The following is a 19,418-nucleotide window of genomic DNA, read 5'->3' on the forward strand; positions in this document are numbered from 1 at the left end:
GATTGGCAGTAGCATTTTTTTTGGAGGAACGGCAGAATCGTCACAATTCCAAATTTTGTGCTTGGTGTTTGACATGACTTTGTGATTACATGGTCAATAATCTATAAATCGGTGAACTTCCTGCCTCCAACCCCCCTTTGCAGGTCATCCTTCCGCCATTTTTGGCATTCGGATGGCAGCCTGACGATGGGTTTTGAAGATCAGGCTGGCTTGCAAAAGCCTGTGAATCAACGAATTGACCAAATTTATTTCAGATTATTTGCGGTATTGCCCTCCAGGGCTGTCCAAGGCTGCAACTGATCTCATCTTTTACCTGTCACTGATATGAAAAAATTTCCCCCGCCGCAATCTCTGTCTCAACAGATGATGCATACTTTGCGCTATCGGCTGCGTCTGCCAGTGACACTGGTAATGATTTTTTGCAATCTGGCCTGGTCCCTCCAGGGCTTTGGCCAGACGATCCCGGCCACTGCGGACGGGCGCACGCGGGTGATCCGGCTGGATACTCCCAATGGGGCGGCCACGCTGCGCCCTGGCATGTCTGTCAGCGGTGCCCAGGTTTCTGATGGCACCTACATCACCCAGGTGCTCAGTGGTGACCAGATCCTCGTCAACACTCCCCTTACAGGCAGTTTTACAGGCTCTCTGCTGACCTTCGGCGCGGTTGATGAGGTGGAAGACACGGAGGAAGCCAGGACCGATTACACCAAGAACACCCAGGGCCTCTCGTTGGTTTTTGGCGAGAACAGCCTCCGTGGCAACATCCTGGTGAGCCAGGGCATCCTGCAGGCCGGCGGCGTGACTTCCAATGGACGCACCTGGATGCAGGATTTGATTGATGACAATTCAGCGGTGAGAATGGCCAACAACCAGACCACCATTCTGAACTTCGCCAGCAATGAGTCATACTACCCTTTGGTAACCACCGCGTTTAACCCCTACAAGCTGTTTGAGCGCATCGGATCCCTGGGCACCACCAATCCCGTGGGCAGCAGCGCCACCCTCGCTACAGTAAACCTGACCGGCGGCACCACCAGCACCGCCCTGGCTGTCGGCGGAGATAACAGCGATACCCTTTTCCGTGGAAACATCCGGGGGGATTCGAACGCCTGGCTCATCAAGGAAGGCACGGGCACCATGACCTGGCAGAGTGAAAATGCAGATTCCCTGCGCGGCACCATCCGGGTGGAATCCGGGACTCTGGCGGTGACCGGCGCTGAAGGTCTGAACCCTGCGGTCAGCCTGATGGTGAGCAACAAGGCCGGTGCGGTCCTGGACATCAATGTCACCGCGCCCCAGTCGGTCAGTTCTCTGACCGGTGGCGGACGCGGGGCCGTCACCAGCTTTGCCAACGGAGTGCTCGGTGCACTGGGTGGCAATTACATCAGCGGTACCGGCGGAGAAGTCCGGGTGGCAACCGGAAGAAATTTCACCATCAGCAGCCTGGGCATTAACACGGTCATGAGCTATGGCGGCACCATCGCCGGCGGCGGCAGTTTGATCAAAGAAGGGCGCAATGTGCTGGAGCTCCTGGGCGACAACACCTACGGCGGTTTCACCGCCATCAATGCCTCGCCGACTGATAACACGGTCAGCATGATCCGTCTGGGGGCTTATGGCACCAGTTCCGGCGTCGGCAGTCTGGAAAGCGGCGGCCACGGGCATCTGCCTTCCACTACTTCTCTCCGTCTTCAGGCGGGTGGCAGCGGAATCGGCCGGGCTGCGATATTTGACCTCAATGGCGCCACCCAGACCGTTTCTTCTCTGCAGTCCAGCAACTTGGTGGGTGACCGCACAGTGATCATGGGCACCGGCACTCTCACGATCAATACCGTTGGCAGTGATCTGTCGGGCGACTTTGCCGGCAACTTCCTCGGGCGCGGTACCATCAATGTGACAGCCACCCGCAACACTGGAGGTTCCACCGCCGGGTGGACTCTGTCTGGTACCAGCAATGATACCCACAGGGGGGCTTTTAACTTGCTTGGCGGCACCGTCTCGCTGACCCGGGGCGCTGGCACACTGGGGGACCAGGTGCATGTGACCGTCATGGGGGATGGCGAGCTGAGAGTCGTCCAGTCTGATATTGTGGGTTCCCTTTCCGGTAATGGCAGGGTCATTATCACATCCGGGCAGGCATTGACCCTCTCCTCCGGACCTGCGGGCGGTGCCTTCGCCAATGCCTGGAGCGGTGTCATCAGCGGCTCCGGCGGCGGCCTGACTCTGGGCCAGGGCGGCAGTATCCGCCTCACGACCGCGCAGAACTACACAGGCGCAACGAGGGTAAACTCGGGTTCCGCGCTTTATCTGGATTACGGCTCCGGTGATACGCCCATTTCTTTGGTTCCCGGCTCACTGGCCCTCAATGGCGGCAGCCTTTTCCTCAGCGGAAAAGTCGGCCAGACCGTTGCCAACGTCACGGTCGGCGTCGGGTCCACCACGCTGGCCGCCCCTCTGGATTCCCCTGACGTAAAACTGCACTTCACCAACATCACCCGCGATGGGGCTGGCGGTGGCGTGCTGCAGGTGCGCGGAAACACCCTGAGCACGGGCACTGCCGCCCTGGCCAGCGGCATTATGGGCGGTTACATGACCCACCACACCGTGGACTCCCTGACGGATAAACCTCTCGTCAGCTGGGCCACACGAGATCCGGTGACGGGACAGATCACCAGTCTGGCCAATTACTCCAGCGCCTTTGGCAGTGGCGTGCACACGGATGTGACCACCCTGAACGCCGGTACCGAGGGCAGCAGCCTGCCTGTCTCAGGCTCGCTGGGCTCCCTGCGTTTTAACCAGGCGGCGGCTGTGAACCTCACTCTGGATGCTCGGACTACCATCCAGTCGGGCGGCATCCTGCTCACACCCAGTGTCGGCCCCAGCGATAACCGTATCACCAGCATTGACGGCGCAGGCATCACCGGCGGCCAGGGCGGTCCTGATTACAATGTGGGCAACGAACTCATTATTCATCAGCACAATGCGCGTGGCAAGCTGACCATTGACGCCCCCATTGTGGACAACACCGGAGCCACCCGGCTGACCAAGGCCGGCCAGGGCACCCTGGTACTGACCTACGGCAATACCTACAGCGGCCAGACCAGCATTCTCGGCGGCGTTCTCGAGCTGGCCGATTCTGTCGTCAGTCCCGGGACCATGGGCAACCTTGGAAATTCCCCCGGTGCGGTCATCAACCACGGTTACCTTGTTTTTAACCGCAGCGCGGGCTCGTTGGCGCTGACTAACAGCATCACAGGTTCTGGCAGCATTCGGCAGATGAATACCGGGGAAGTGATCCTGTCCGGCTCGGACAGCACTTACACCGGCGCCACCCAGGTCACCCGTGGCAGGCTCGGCGTCGGCAGTCAGAGCGCCCTGGGCTCCACGGCCGGACAGACCAGTGTTTCGGCCCTCGGCACTTTGGAATTGCGCGGCATCATCACTCCGGAAGCCGTCCAGCTCAAAGGCGGCAAGCTTTCATCGGTCAATGGCACGTCAGAGTTGCGGGGTGCGCTCACCCTGACCCAGTCCAGCACTCTGGCGGCTCCGGATTCAGATCAGGCGGCTCCTTTGATCATCACTGGCCGCATCAGCAACCTGCCCGGCAGCACTTTGAATCTCACCACGGAAGGTGTGGTTGGCTCGGCAGGCAGAGGCGGCAAATTCATCCTCACCAATACCGGCAACCAGATTGACGCCATCACTGTGGGGGCGAAGACCAGTTTGCAGATCGGTCTCCAGGACTCGGCTGCCCCGGCCACCTTCAGCGGCGGCTCGGTTGGACGCTCCACCATCACCACCGTGGACAATCAGAGCAATGTCATCGTCAACACGAACAACTCCCATCTGGTGTTTGGTTCTAAAATCACCGGCGCGGGCAATTTGTACGTCACCCGCGGAGCCAGCATCGTTTACCTCACCGCAGACAATGATTACACCGGCAGGACGGTCGTCGGCGGAGCCCTCAATCCTGGCTTGAATCTGCCCGAGCTGGGCGGGCAGTTGCGCATCGGCAATGACACCTACACCGGCAGCATCGGCACCGGGGAGCTCGTCATCCAGGCAGGCGGCGCGGTCAGCAGCGTGCGCCATCAGACTTTGAAAAGCGGTGTGATGGCCAACAACATCACCCTCAACACTTTCTCCACTTCTGAGGTTGCCGGCCTTGCTGCCTCCTTCGTGCGCGGTGGCATCGGTTCGGTGAATCTCACTGGCGTCATCACGGTCGGCACCACCACCACCGGCCCTGAGCGCGCCCTTTTGCAGACCGATGCAGGCGGCAAGCTCACCATCAGCAACCGCATCCAGAACGGTGAATTCAACCGGCTCAACATCACCAACGGCGGCTTCCTGGTCTTTAACAACCGCGTTGCCTCCAATGTCCAGGACCTCTGGGGAGTGGTGGCCGGCGGTGGCAGCACCACCTTCAGCAGCGACGGCATCATCAATCTGAAAGCCGTCAACACCTTCAGCGGCGCCACCTATTTTAAACGGGGGCTCGTCGTTGGTGACAACTTTGAATTTCAACCACCCGATGAAGAGGACCCGGAGAGCGTCGGTGTTTTCATTGGCCAGGCCTTTCAGAATGATGCTGACCTCCATGTGGGCAGGGGAGCCCGGATCCAGTTTAAATTCAATGAAACGGTGGGCATGATCCTGACCCAGCGCGGCGGCTCCATCCTGGTAAATTCGGGTGCCAACCTCATCATGGATGACAATGGCGTGTACGCCAACTACGGCGATTTCCTCGGTGACGGCACCCTGACCATCGCCCCCACCGGCACCGCCTGGGTGGGAATGTTTGGGAACAATGAAATGGCCAACAACATGGTCATCGGCAGCGCGGCCCTGACCACGGTCCGCATTAACAATCTCCAAAATGCAGGCGTGACCAGTTCCCTGGGGCGTGGCGATGCCATCAATCTCGGAACAGCAGGCGGAGAAACCCGTCTGGAATACATCGGTATTGGCGGCCCTTCTCAGGCGACCGACCGGCAGATCAACCTTCTCGGCACCGCCGCCACCATCCGCATCGCCGGCAACGGCAGATCCGGAATGATCCTCAACGGAGGCATCACCAGCAACGTCAACCGCAACCTCTTCCTGCATGGTCAGACGGTTGGCAATACCATCAACGGTGCCATCACCGAAGGGGCAGGCAGGCTGAATCTTAGCGTCAACACCGCCGCTGGTGCCAATGATATGTATGGCCCTGGCAGCTGGACTTTCACCAACCCCAACAGTGATTTCAGCGGCAATATCACCATCCAGCTTGGGACCCTGGAGCTCAAAGGCAGCCTTGGAGACGGCACCGGCACCACCAGCGTGATGGGCGACCTCACCTCCGTCCGCACCATCATCATGGGCCTCAACAGCTATGATGCCCGCCGTTATGACCTCTACACCGGTCTGGACACCTACATCCCCATCGCCAATGTACCCTTGCATACTGGCACGATTCTCTTCAACGACCCTGAAGAAGGCACCGCCGTCCTTGGCCGCAATATCACCTTCAATCAGCCCTTTAACAGCACCACAAACCCAGGCAGTGCGGAATTCATCAATAACGGGAACAAAGTCATTGTCATTGAAGGAGACCTGACCACCGCTGCCAACGGCAACCGTAACTGGATTCTCGACGGCACTAACACCGGTGCTAATACCATCAGCGGCATCATCCGCGATCCAACCAGCGGCAGCAACGCGGGGATCCTCAAGGAGGGCACAGGCCGCTGGAGGCTGGTGGGGGATTCTGCCGGATCGGGAAATGAATACGTTGGGGTGACCCAGGTGGCCCGTGGCACTCTGGAACTGGCGGGTGGGTTTGCCGTGTTTGATAACGGCGTGATCAACTTGACCAATGCAGGCTCTGACGGTTCCGCCGTTGGCGCCGCGACTCTGCGGATCCTGAATTCGGAAACCATCGGCGGTCTCACCGGTGCCTATGGCACCACGGTGGAGCTTGTTGACGGCGCGACCTTGAGCGTGCAGGCGGGCACCCAGTTTTACAACGGTCTGATTACTGGTTTGGGCAACATCGTCCGGACCGGCTCCGCCGGGGACATGGTGCTGACCAACCTGAACACTTACACCGGCTCCACCACCGTCACCACCACAGGCACGGGCACCACCCGCATCATGGTGCGCACCCTGGCCAATGGTGGCGCGGCCAGCGGTATCGGCATGTCCTCCAGTGCGGCTTCCAATCTTATTCTGAATTCCGACAACATCGCTGGCGGCCTGCGCTGGCAGGGAACCAGCACCCAGTCCACCGACCGTCTCTTCACACTCGGCGCAGGCAGCAATGCCCTCTGGGCCGACGGTCAGGTGTTTGGTGATTTTGCTCCCAGCATTAACTGGACGAATACCGGAGCCATCGAGTTTCTGGCACCCAATACGGATCACACTCTGGTCCTGCGCGGGGTCAACATCTCCAACAACACCTTTGCCCCCCAGATCAATGACAACGGGTCCGGCACGACTTCCCTCAGCAAACTGGATGCGGGTGAGTGGGAGCTGAAAAGCGCCAACGGCTACAGCGGCGGCACCACGGTCGGCAACGGCATCCTGGCCATCAGTCATTCCAATGCCCTTGGAACCGGCAATGTCACTCTGGCCGTCGCAACGGCTGCCACCAGCGCTTCCGGCGGTTTGCTGCTGAAAGGCAGTCTTAATGTGCCCAACAATATTATCAACTCCAACGCCAATGGCATGCTCGGCGTTACAGGCGGTGACAGCGTGCTGAGCGGGAACGTCAGCGTATCGGGCACCAACCCCAGCTTCCGCGTGGGGATCTTTGATGATTCCACCCTGACCATCAATAACCCCATTACCGGGGCACTGGGCAGCAGCGGTCGTTTTGTCAAATACGGCCAGGGCACGCTCATCATGAACGGCACCAACACTTACACCGGCATCACTGGTGTGGCCGGGGGCGGACTGGTCTTGAACTATGATACGGCCACGGGCGGCACCAACGGCTCCAAGCTGGCCAACAGCCAGGCCCTAGAACTCGGCTTCAGCGCCGTCTCCGCCATTGGCAATGCCTTGAGTCTGAATCCTGACCGGAAAGTCGGCGGTCTGGCCGCCATTGAGGCCTATTCAGGCGGCACGATCATCTTGAGAGGCGGCAGCCATACGGAAGTCGTCAGTGCCTCCACTCTCAATGCCGGGGCTCACCGGATCATCCGTGAGGGCGGCACTTCAGTTCTTCAGATGGGCACCCTGACCCGCACCGTCAGCAATGCCGTCAACAGTTACGGGACCATTGATTTTAATGAGTCCGGGATCGCCAGGACCAATACCCTGAGCACCACTACCGCAGGAGGCATGGGAGGAATTCTGGCAGGAACCAGCACGGGCACTTTAAACAGTGCCTACGCCACCGTCGGGCAGACCACCTGGGCGACGACAGCCGCCAGCGGTTCCAATCTTTTTATCAACGGCTACGCCGAAGGTAACTACGTCACTGCCTTCAGCGCTACCACGACCGCTGGCAACGTAAATATCTCCGGTTCGACCTCCGCTGCTGCGGGCAGCTACGCCAACACCCTCCGCTTCAATACGAACAATGGCGGCACCACCACCCTGACCTTGAACGGCACGCTGAATCTGATGACTGGCGGTATCCTGGTGACGAAAAACATGACTGACAATGTCATCATCACAGGAGCTGCAGGCTCCCTGCAGCGCGGCCAGAACACGATCAATTTGGACACTGTCATCCACCACTACGGTTCCGGTCTGCTCATCCTGGACGTGCCATTGGTGAATTTCACCAATGCCCAGGCCCTGACCAAAACCGGCGGCGGCACGCTGGTGCTGAACAAAACCAACACCTTTACCGGCCGCGTGACCCTTAATGAAGGCACCATCCAGGTGGGAGACGGCACCCTTGCCACGGCGAACGCCACCCTCGGTGCCCAGGCCACAGCCAATAACATTTCCATGTCTGCCGGCACCACCCTGCGGTTCAATGTGGCCAATCCGGACATGGAAAATGTCCTTGGTCAGATGAACGGCGGCGGGCTGCTGCACCTGGCGGCGACCAACCAGTCCATGGTGACACTGGCTTCCACCAACACGAACTTCGTCGGAGACATCCTGGTGGAAGGCGGCATCCTGCGCATGCGCAGCAACTCAAACGGCCTGGCCAACCTTCGCAACAACGCCGTCATTGGTGATGGCGGGACATTGAACCTCCATATGGTCGGGACTGCAGCTCTAAGTTCCACCAAACGGCTGACCTTGCAGGACGGTGCCAAAGTGACGGTCACCACAGATACTGTCACGACAACCACGCCCAGAACGATCACCACTCTCAGCGGCGTCATCACCATCGAAAACACAGATGCCAACAAGAAAGTCAGCTTTGACGTCGGCGCAGACCGCATCCTGACAGTGAGCGGCGTCATCCGCAGCGCCAATGGCTTTACTAAACTGGGGGACGGGGTGATGAACGTCACCGCCAACCAGTTTGAAGAGGCTGTCGAAGGCGCGGTCACTGCCACCTCCGGTGTCGTCACCCCGAACTCAAATCCCACTCTGCGCGGCCAGGTCGTCGTGGCGGAGGGGGAACTGCGCCTCATCGCCAACACCATCGGCCGCTCCCTGGGGGCGACGGGCGTGGGCAATGAAACCATCGTCCAGGACGGTGCCACGCTGAACCTTTTTGGCCAGTCTCTGAACTACGGCAACGATGAAGATCCCTTCCGTGAAATCGTCCGCATCAGCGGCAGCGGCACCGACGGGGCAGGTGCGTTGCGCACCAGCAATGGCCAGGGCGGTGTCTCCACGATCATCATGGATGGCAATGCCACCATCAGCGGCGGCGGTTTCTTTAACACCACCTCCCGTCTGACGGTCGCCGGTTACGACATCAACCGCAACACCAGCACGGTGGCGGCCAGCGATCTGCTGGCTGGCAATTATGAGCAGGTGGATGCGGTGATTCACGGAAACAACAGAACCCTGACCATTGTGGGCAACTCCACCTTCAATGACGCCACCGGTGCCAATGTGACTTTCCGTGATCCGACTTTTGCTTCCGCTCTTAATTCCATCGTCATCGCAGAAGGCACCTTCCGCATTGAGCAGGAGGCCGGCAACACCCGCGCCTTCCAGGGGCTGACCGCGCAGAATGTCACCAATGGCATCCGCATCGCCTATGCGGGACCTACCCTGGCGGACCAGAGCAACGCCACCCTGGGCCTCGGTCCGAACGTCGGTTCCAGGCTGAATTTCCACCGCACCTTTGGCACCACCCACAGTGTGAACATCACCATGGACGGCGTCACCGCCGCCGCGAACGGCGGTGCCAACTACATCGAGCTGGGCACGGACGCCTCCATCCCGAATCCACGCACCTATCTCAGCGGCCTCATCACCCTGACGGGGGCTGCCGACCGCAACATCTTCAACATTGATGCGGCGACGCTGCGCCAGACGGTGACCGAGCAGGGGAACCTGACCGGCCACATCCAGTCCAAGCTGGTCGTCAACGGGCAGATCACCGGCGTTGGTGGATTCACCAAAACCGGTCTGAATGAACTGCGCCTGACGGCGGACAACACCTTCACGGGTGCGATGAACATCCTGCGTTCCGGCGCGGTTTCCGTGCCCTGGCAGGATAACACGGTCGTCATCGGCACCAACAGCTACAACACCCTGGGAGATGCTGAAGGCTGGGCCGAGTGGGGCGTGACGCTGAGCGGCCTCAACGGCCGGGTTTCCGGCACAACCGCCATCAACCTCCAGCGCCGCGGCATGCTGGTTCTGGACAACACCAACCGCCTGGACCTGACCAGCCAGGTAACCGGTGGGAATAACAACAACCGTGTCAACAATGCGGCCAGCATCAATTTTGACCACGGCTGGCTGCGCATCATCGGCGGCACGGAAACCAACACCGAGTCCCTGGCCACGGAAGCCGGGGCCAGGATCAATGTTCTTTCCGGCACCAATACCATTGAGCTCATGCCCACCAGCGGGACCAGCACCTCCATGATCTTGAGCATCGGTGAGATCTCCCGCAGCGCGGGGGCCGTCCTGCAGTTCAACAATCTGGATTCCACTTCCAAATTTGGCTCTCTGCTTTCGGCGGATGCCGGTCTGGACAGCGTGCAGGTGCTGCTGGAAAACATCGGCACCCTTCAGCAGTCTGGGCTGGGTGCGGGACTGACGGACAAGAAGGTGGTCATCGGCCTCCTGGGCGGCATCATGCCGCATGAATATCTGTCAGACATTCGCGAGCATGGCTATAACAACGCCAACATCTCCGACTACCTGGCGCAGGGGCGCATCCAGCAGGCCATCGCCGCCAGCCATTTCATGACCTATGATCCGGCCACCAAAGTGCTGCGCCCTCTGGATGATTCGGAATACTTTGTGCCTGCCAACGGCCTCCTGGACAACCTTCCCAGCGGTGCTTCCGGGCAGAATGTGAATCTGCTGGAGATGGTCTCCATCGCCCGGCAGAACATGACGATCAACTCCCTGCGCTTTGGCCCGCTGTCTGACAGCCTGGGCAACAATGTGGGTGAAAACGTCCCCTACCACAGCGCCACGACCCTGACCAGCCTGGTGGATGCGCACCAGCTCCAGCTCCTGGTGGATGGCACCCTGACCATCAGCTCCGGCATGATCAGCAGCGCCTATTTCACCACCGGCAACAATGCCGTGACACCTAACAACACCGGGGCGTTTGATACGCTGATCGCCGGTGGTACGCTGAACTTCGGCAGCCGTGAAGCCATCATCAACAACCAGAACGCCGTCATCCGTGCGAACGATGGAACCGTGCAACTGGGGAACCTGGAGATCCGCTCCATCATCAGCGGCTCCGGCGGCCTGCTGAAGACCGGCCAGTCTCCGGTGTTCCTGGACGGACGCAATACCTACTCTGGTGTCACCACCGTGAGCAATGGCACTCTCTTCCTGCGCAATGGCCGGCATGCCCTCGGTGCAGGCGGTGAAGGCAATGGCGTCGTCATTGAAGGGAATGGCAGCCTCAGCTCCGGCAGCGGCATCCAGGTGGGCTCGGCAGCGGCCTATGAAAACGTGCTGATCAAGGCCCTGGCTGCAGACCAGTATGTGATGCGGGCGGACAGTGACCTGACCAACTGGTTTTCCCATGTGACCGTGGATAATGTGGACAAGGCCGGACACGTCCTCTTCTCGCCCATCGTCCGGTTGGACAATGATGCATCCGCCGTTTTTAACGGTAATTTTTATGGTGGCAGCAGCGCCGTTTCCCAGGACATCCTGGCCACGGATTCACGCACCATCACCTTCGAAACTCCCACGCCGACTTCCTCCACCCAGTTCTTCAACAACACCTTTATTTTCCGCGGCCAGTTTGGAGACAAGAGTGATGCTGAAGGCAATGCGGTTCCGATTGCGGACTCCATCTCCACTCTGCAGACTCTGGCCGGAACTCGCACCAATGAAAATGAAGTGTTGCAGGTCAGGCTGGCTGGCGGGTCATCTGAGACGAACTTCATCATGGAGCAGCAGTACAATGCGGTGGGCCGCCTGACTCTCTTCCAGGGAAATCTGCTCATCACCTATGACCCGGATGACACCAGCCCTGAAGGCACCGGCTTCTGGACCAACAGCGCCATCTCCAAAATTGGCGGCGGCGTTTCCAGCACAGCGGCCAATGCGGAAAGCTTCGGCTTGAGCGGCGGCAGCACGATGCAGGGATTCATCATGGATTCCAACACCTATGGGGCGGCCACCGGCACCGGGGCTGCTGCGGCTGCCGGGGTAAGCTCCCTCTTCCTCACCAAGGCCGGGCAGCATTTTAACATGGCCACCTGGTCGGCCATCGGCGGCGGGGCCAAATGGATCGGCGGTCTCAATGAAACAGGCACGGTTTATTTCGGCAATTCTGCAGACACCGGGACTCTGACGATCGTGAACGCGGGCGTGCGTCTGCATGCCGCTGCCGGCGGCACGGTGGAGTTTGACCAGAGGATGGTCACCAGCGGCACGGTGGGCGCGACCACCAACAATCCGCAGATCACCAAATCAGGTCGCGGAACGGTGATTGTGAAGAACAGCACCAATACGGCGGTTTCCGCTGTCAACCTGGAGATCGCCGGCGGCAAGCTGGTCCTGGACCATGCGGGGGCGAACGTTGCGCTTGTCAGATCCACAGGGGCCAATAATGCCTTCATGGGTGGCGGTGTGCTCCATGCCGTGGGCAATCCGGGGGCCAACAGTGTCGTTGCCCTGGCATCCACCAGCACGACTAACAGCGTGCTGAACCTGCGCGTGGGCAGCGGTACTGAGATCATTGCCGAAGGCCGCGGCGGCTTCACGATGACGGTGAATGCGGGCAACACTAACAACAACGTCAGTGGCGGCGTCAACCGCTCCAACATCACCCGGTTATCAGGCTCCTCGTTGAACTTTGTAGAAGCCACCGGCGGTATCATCAATCTGAACTTCAATGAGTTCACCCCGAGTGCGACGCGGGACACCATCATCCCCTGGGCCACCTACAGCAACACGCCCCGCCAGGCGCTGGACTTTGCCATGTCTCCCACAGGCACCGGCCGCGTGACCGCCGTCACCCGTCAGGCGGCGGATGAAGAAAATGATCTGGCGAGCTGGACGGAGCGCCGGAACATCACTGAACTGGGCAGCGGATTCACCGGCACCCTGGTGGACAGCCTGATTCTCAACACACTCCGTTTTGACACGGCTGCCGCCAGCGCAGTGACACTGGGCACTAACAGCGTCCTTTCGCTGGAAGGCAATGGCATCGCAGGCGGCATCCTGGTCAGCAGCAATACCGGCAGTGCCAACAAGTCCATCACCGGGGGCTACCTCACGGCTTTTAACAGCGGGGCCTTCGGCGGCAGCATCGTCGCAGGCAGCAACATCATCAGTAATGTGCCGCTTGTGGCCTTTGGCAATCTGTCTGTTAACGATCCCATCGCCGGTGTAGGAATTCCAGATGGGACCTCAATCACAGACCTGAACCCGGGTGCCAGGACGATTACAATCTCCCTGAACGCCATTGAGACCCTTGAATACACGAATTTGTCCAATTTCATCACCTCCTTCATTGAGCTGGACTTCGCCGGCAGGCTGGTCAATGGCTCGCGGCTGGTGACCAATGTCACCAACGTTGGCGCTCTGGAAACGGGCATGCGCATCACCGGCAATGGTATTCCTGTGGGAACGACCATCAGTGAGATCAATGAGAATGAGGTGACCCTTTCGGTTCCGGCCACCATCAGCTCCCCTGGAAACGGGACGAGCCCTCTCAAATACGTGGTCGGCGGCACGCAGGCAGGCAGCACAGTGATCCGCGGCGTGCCATCCGGATTTGATCTGGCGGTGGACATGCCCATCTCCGGTGCCGGCATTCCGGTGGGAGCTTACATTGAATCCTTCTCCGAAGCCAACAACACCATCACCATGACGATCGCCGCGAATGCGACAGTGCCGGTCACGCGGCTCAGCACGTCCACGCCAGAGATCATGATTCATCATTATGGCCAGGGCACCCTGACGGTGGGCAGCACCGTCACTGGCAACGGCTCCCTGACCATTGCCGGCCCGATGACCACGCTGCCTGAGCAGTTTGGTACGACCGGGGTGGTGAAGCTGACGGGTAACAATTCCTATACCGGCAGCACCGTGGTGACCGGCAGTGTCCTGGAGATCTCTAATGTCAATGCGCTCGGCATCAATCCTACCTCTGCGGCCAACGGTCACATCATCCTGAATGGTGGCACCCTGCGCTGGACCGGTGACGTGGCCAACCTGGGCAACCGTGGCATCACCTTCCACGGCAGCGGCGGTGTGATTGACATTGTGAAACCCACGGCCAACCTCATGATTGGCGACGGCATCAGCGGTGCCCAGGCCTCCATCGCCTCCCAGGCCCTTTTCCAGGGTGACCTGGTGAAGATGGGTGCCGGCAGTCTCACCCTCACGGGCAACAACGCCACCTTCCAGGGCATGCTGGACGTGCGTGAAGGCACCCTCATCGTCATGGCGGACAACGGCACCAGCAACGCAGGAGACATCACCCCGCTGGGCACCACCCGCTCCAAAGCGGACAGCACCATTCTGCGCAGCGGCACCAACCTGCAGATGTTCCTCGGAAACGGTGCCAACGGCGGAGACTGGACCCTGGACGAATTCATCACCTTTGAAGGCAACAACGTCTTCACCTATGGCGGCCTGCAGGATGTGGCTGAAAACATCGCACTGGACCTGCCGGTTTACAACCTGGGCAGCCGCCGTCCGCTGAACCTCAACGGTATCCTGGAGATCCTCGGCACCACCACCTTTGATGTCACCGCCAACGGCATTCTCCGGTTTGGCAACAATTCTGGTTATATTACCGGCAGCGGGAACATCATCAAAGACGGTCAGGGCCAGCTCCAATTCCGCTCCAACATTCCGGACTGGACCGGCGGCCTGGAGATCAAGCAGGGGACGGTCATCGTCGGCAACCAGGCGGATGCTCTGGGGACCGGCTATGTTTCCGGCAAGACCATCATCCTGGGCAGTACGGAGCGCCAGGACGCAGCAGAACTCCTGGTCCAGTTGGCGGATACCAGCATCCAGGGCTGGCTCTTTGAGGTGAACAATGACATCGAAGTCGTTTACAACCCCACCCAGACCAAGCGCCTCGGCATTGATGCCACGTCCAATTCCACCCAGGTGAATTACAACGGGGACATCACCCTCAACGACAACCTCATCCTCCTGATGCGCGATGTCAGCAACGCCATCGGCGGAGAGCAGGCTTACGTCAACTTCAACGGCAGCTTCCGCGATGGAGCTGTCACCAGCGGCAACCTCCTGGTGCAAACGGATGATGTCACGCCAAACAATCTCACCCAGGGCCGCAACTATGGTTACGCCGTGCTCAATGCAGACAACAGCGGCTGGACCGGTGACATCACGATCAGCAACAATCTGGCCTACAACCAGGATACCACTGCCATCCTGCGGGTGGGCCACAGCCGGGCCCTGACGGCGGCCAATGATGTGAAGATGAATTATAACTCCATCCTGCAGGCTGGCGGGCGCAATGTCACCATCGGCAATCTGAGCACGCTGGGAGGTGAAGGCGGCTTCTACGGCGATGCCGGCACAATGTCTTCCAACAACGGCAGCACTGAGATCATCGAAAACGCGGCTTCCACGCCTTCCACACTGACGATTACCCAGACCACCCCGGTCACGTATGAGGCTGTCTGGGATGCCCACTTCCGCAATGGCACGCTGAACAGCCAGTTCTTCGCCCCTGGAGCCAATGTACAGCAGCCGAGCGCCGCCCTCAGCATCACCAAGGCGGGCAATGGCTGGGCCACCCTGACCCTGGACAATGACTATACCGGAGCCACCGTCGTCCAGGCGGGCGTGCTTCAGGTGGGCCGCAACGGCCTGGGTGATACGGGCGCCCTCCCATCCGCAGCGAATGCCGCCACGCTGATGACCCGTGTCATGGCGGGAGCCACGATCGCCGGCACCGGTACGGTTCAGGGCCGGCTGACCATCCTGTCTGGCGGCACACTGCAGGCCGGGGATTCCGCCGGTGCAGATCTGGGCACCCTGGTGGTGAATGGCAATGTCATCTTCTCCACCGGTTCCAACGCCCTCATGCAGGTGCGCACCGCATCCTACAACAATCCTGGCTCGCTGACCGCCTCCGATGACCAGTATGTCTTCTGGCGCAACGGGGTGCTGACCGACGCCTTCTCCGGCGGCCTGAGCGACCTGGTCACCACCTCCCAGCATGACATGGTCATGGCCACAGGCACCATCAACTGGGCTCCGGGCTCCAAGATCACCCTGGCCAGCGACGGCTACACCCCGAAGGCAGGCGACATCATCCGCATGTTCAATGCCACCAGCTTCGTCGGCGACATCAACGTCGGCCCAGAGTTGCGCAGCGGTGGGGAGAACCTTCCGGGCCTGGACCTCATCCTCTTTGCCCTGGGCGGCAACCTGCTGTGGGATGTGAGCTACTTCAACTCCCACGGCATTCTGATGGTGGTGGAGGCCGATGTGGCTGTCTCCTCCATCCCGGCACCGGTCATCACCCAGATGCCCCAGTCCAACCAGAGCCAGACAGAGCCCCTGGAACCGGGGACAATGGTGACCCTCACCGCCCAGGCCACGACCACGGGTGATCCTGCCAAGCTCCGCTACCAGTGGATCCTCAACGGCATCCCGGTCTTTGGCGCCACCAACCGGATTTACACCTTCCCGGTGAACTTCAATACCAAGGGCGTCTATACCATCGCGGCCACCAATGAAGGCGGCACGACTCTGTCCCCGGATGAGTTTGCCGTGCAGGTGCTGGTGAATGACGTGCCAGACATTCTTTTTGACACCACCCAGGTGAACAAGGCCCCTGGCAGCAGCCATACCTTTGACATCGCGGTCGGCGGTCAGGAGCCCTTTGAGTATCAGTGGCTGAAAAACGGCCAGCCGCTGGATGGCGAAACCAACAAGCAGCTTGTGCTGGAAAACATCTCTGAGGATGACGAAGCCCTGTATTCGGTGGAGGTCACCAACCCTGTGGACACCGTCACCAGCGGGGCGGCGCTCCTCAACGTGCTGGATCCGATCTCCAGCGTGGTGGTGACCAAGACTCCGCAAAACGTCTATCTGAAGCAGACCGTCACCTTCAGTTCCACTGTCGTGGGAGACGGTCCCTTCACCTACCAATGGAAGAGGGGCACGGCCAACATCAATGGAGCCACCGGCCCGACCTTTGTCATTTCCAATGTGACGGCGGCGGCTGCCGGGAACTACAGCGTGGTGGTCACCTCCGAAGTCAACAGCGTGGTCAGCAACCTGGTTCCGCTGGTATTGAACGAGCCATTCCCCGCCATCCAGACTGCGCCGGTGCCCCGGACCGTGCTGACGGGATCCCCGTTTGAGATCCGGGTGCAGGCTTCCGGACTGCCAGTCCTGACCTATACCTGGAGAAAAGATAACCGTGTGCTACCTTTTGCAGGCACTCCTGTTATTTCGATAGAGTCGGCGACCCTCGCCGACGGCGGAACTTACGTGGTGGAAGTGTCCAACTCCGAAGGCAAGATCAGCACGGCGAAAGAGCCCTTCATCCCGGCTGAAATCGTTGTGGTGGACAGCGGCAGCCAGATTCTGCCGGTGGCCCCTCTCGGCACTGCCAAATTCACCGCCAGGGTGGCCATGGGCCGGAAGACCCAGGGCGTCACCTACCAGTGGAACAAAGTCCTGACCCGCGAAGTCGTCATCCCTGGAGAAGGTGATGGTGAAGACGATGGAGAAGGCGATGGTGAAGGCGATGACAATGGAGACACCATTGTGATCGAAGAGTATCTGGTGCCCATCGTTCCAGGGGAAGATCCCCGCATCTCCGGCGCCAATACGAGCGAGATGGAAATTGAAGACGTGCAGCAGGGACTTTACACCGCCGTTCCCCCAGGGGACGAGGGGCTGTATCGCTGTGTGGTCACGGGGCTGGATGGTGTCAGCGTGACGGGATCTGAATACGACCTGCGCGTTTTCACCGCCGCGCCAGAGTTTACTGCCGAACTGGCCTTCCCTAACGGCCTCATCGGCCGTGACTACAGCTTCCAGGTGCCGGTGGAGCGTGACGACCGCTCCAAGACACCCGAGAAGATCACTGCCTCCGGCCTGCCTCCCGGCCTGAGCATTGATCCCTTCTCCGGTCTGATCTCCGGCCGTCCTTCGGCAACGAAGGCAGGCGGCTACCGTGTGCGGATCACCCTGGCCAACAAGCTGGGCAAGGTAACCCGTGAGGGCATCCTGACCGTGGATGACCTCCTGCCGACGGTGACCGGTGCCTGGGTGGGCCTGGTGGACCGTGACCCCGTGCTGGGAGACAACCTGGGCGGGCGCCTGGACCTGACCGTCACGACGAAGGCCACCTTCAGCGGCAAGCTGATGTTTGCCGGCGCCACCTACGGGATCAAAGGTCTGCTGAACATGACTGACACCGAGCCTGCCGCCGCCACGGGCAAGGTCTTCATCAAGCGCAAAGGCAAGCCGCTGCCACCGCCGCTGGAACTGGAATTCACCCTGGATCCGGTGAACAACACCATCGCCTCCGGCACCATCACCGATGGAACCAGCACGGTGGACATCAGCGAAGGCTGGCGCATGACCTACAGCAAACTGGAGCCTGCCAGCACCTACACGGGTTATTATACCATGGCCCTGGGCCTGGCAGATGACAGCCCGCTGATCCCGGACGCTCCTCCGCTCTCCAATGACGGCTCCGCCATCGCACCGCTGGGGGCAGGTTATGCCACCTTCACCGTGGCCGCCGACGGCAAGCTGAAGATCGCCGGCAAGATGGCGGACGGAGAAAAGCTGACCTCCTCGACCTTCATCGGTCCGGACGGTGAGATCGCTCTCTACCAGCACCTCTACAAGCGCATCAAGTCTATCGGCAGGTATGTGGATGCCGAAGGCAACCTCATCATTGATCCGAAAATGAAGGCCACCGGCGGCTCCGTCCACGGCAAGCTGGTCATTGATGACAAGGATGATGCGGATGCCCAGAACTCCAACAACACCGTTGGCGGCGACGTCACCTGGGTGCGGCCACCGAGCCCGAGCGTGAAGGACCGCGCCTTCAAAACCGGCTTCGGCTTCAGCTTCTCCCCGCTGCAGGAGCCTCTGGACATCGTCGCCGTGGGCGGCCGCTATGATCCGCCTGCGGATGGCATGATCCTGGGCCTCACAGAAGCCGCCGTCACTGACAGTCCCAACGCACGGATTGAATTCTTCTACGGTGGAGACCTCGACTTCTTCTACCGGGTGGAGATCCTGGATGCTGAATTCACCTCGCAGGATCCAAGTGTGAACGTGGTGGTGACCAAGAACAGCAAGATCGTAGTCCCCAAAGACACCCAGTCCCCCGATGCCAAGACCACGGTCAAGGCGGTGGCGAAGACGGGACGGATCAACGGCTCCTTCGTGGTGACGGACTTCAACCCCCGCTATCCGCTGCGTCCTTACTACGTCAAGCGTTCGGTCAAGTTTGAAGGCGTCATCATCAACGAGCCCGTCTCTGGTGGTGGCACACAGCAGGTGGGTGTAGGCTTCTTCCTCCTGCCGCAGCTGCCCAATGCCGATCTGAATCCGAGCTCCACGGACAAAACCTCGCCGATTTACTCCGGCCGCTTCACCCTGGAGCCCCTGTCAGCGCCTGCTTTGCCCTGAGACCTGGACCACCCAGGCAGTCAATGAACCGTCACAGCCGCCAGCCCACCGCTGGCGGCTGTTTCATTTGGATGGGTCATCATTCTGCACTTCTGATCGCATAATCCAGGTGAGGTCTTGAACCCGAACTGCGTGATTGATCATCCGCCGCCGGCTGCCAATGTCTTCTGCTGAATTGCGGATGCCGGATTGAACAGGAA

General features: G+C 60.1%; 1 protein-coding gene. It reads left to right on the forward strand.

The window, feature by feature from the left end; all coding sequences use genetic code 11:
• Positions 1 to 324 precede the first annotated feature (324 nt).
• Complete coding sequence (locus WJU23_RS03970; RefSeq protein ID WP_346331240.1) at positions 325 to 19,218, forward strand: autotransporter-associated beta strand repeat-containing protein; 18,894 nt, start codon at positions 325 to 327, stop codon at positions 19,216 to 19,218.
• Positions 19,219 to 19,418 lie beyond the last annotated feature (200 nt).

The sequence above is a fragment of the Prosthecobacter sp. SYSU 5D2 genome (assembly GCF_039655865.1).
In the GTDB taxonomy this organism is placed as follows: domain Bacteria; phylum Verrucomicrobiota; class Verrucomicrobiia; order Verrucomicrobiales; family Verrucomicrobiaceae; genus Prosthecobacter.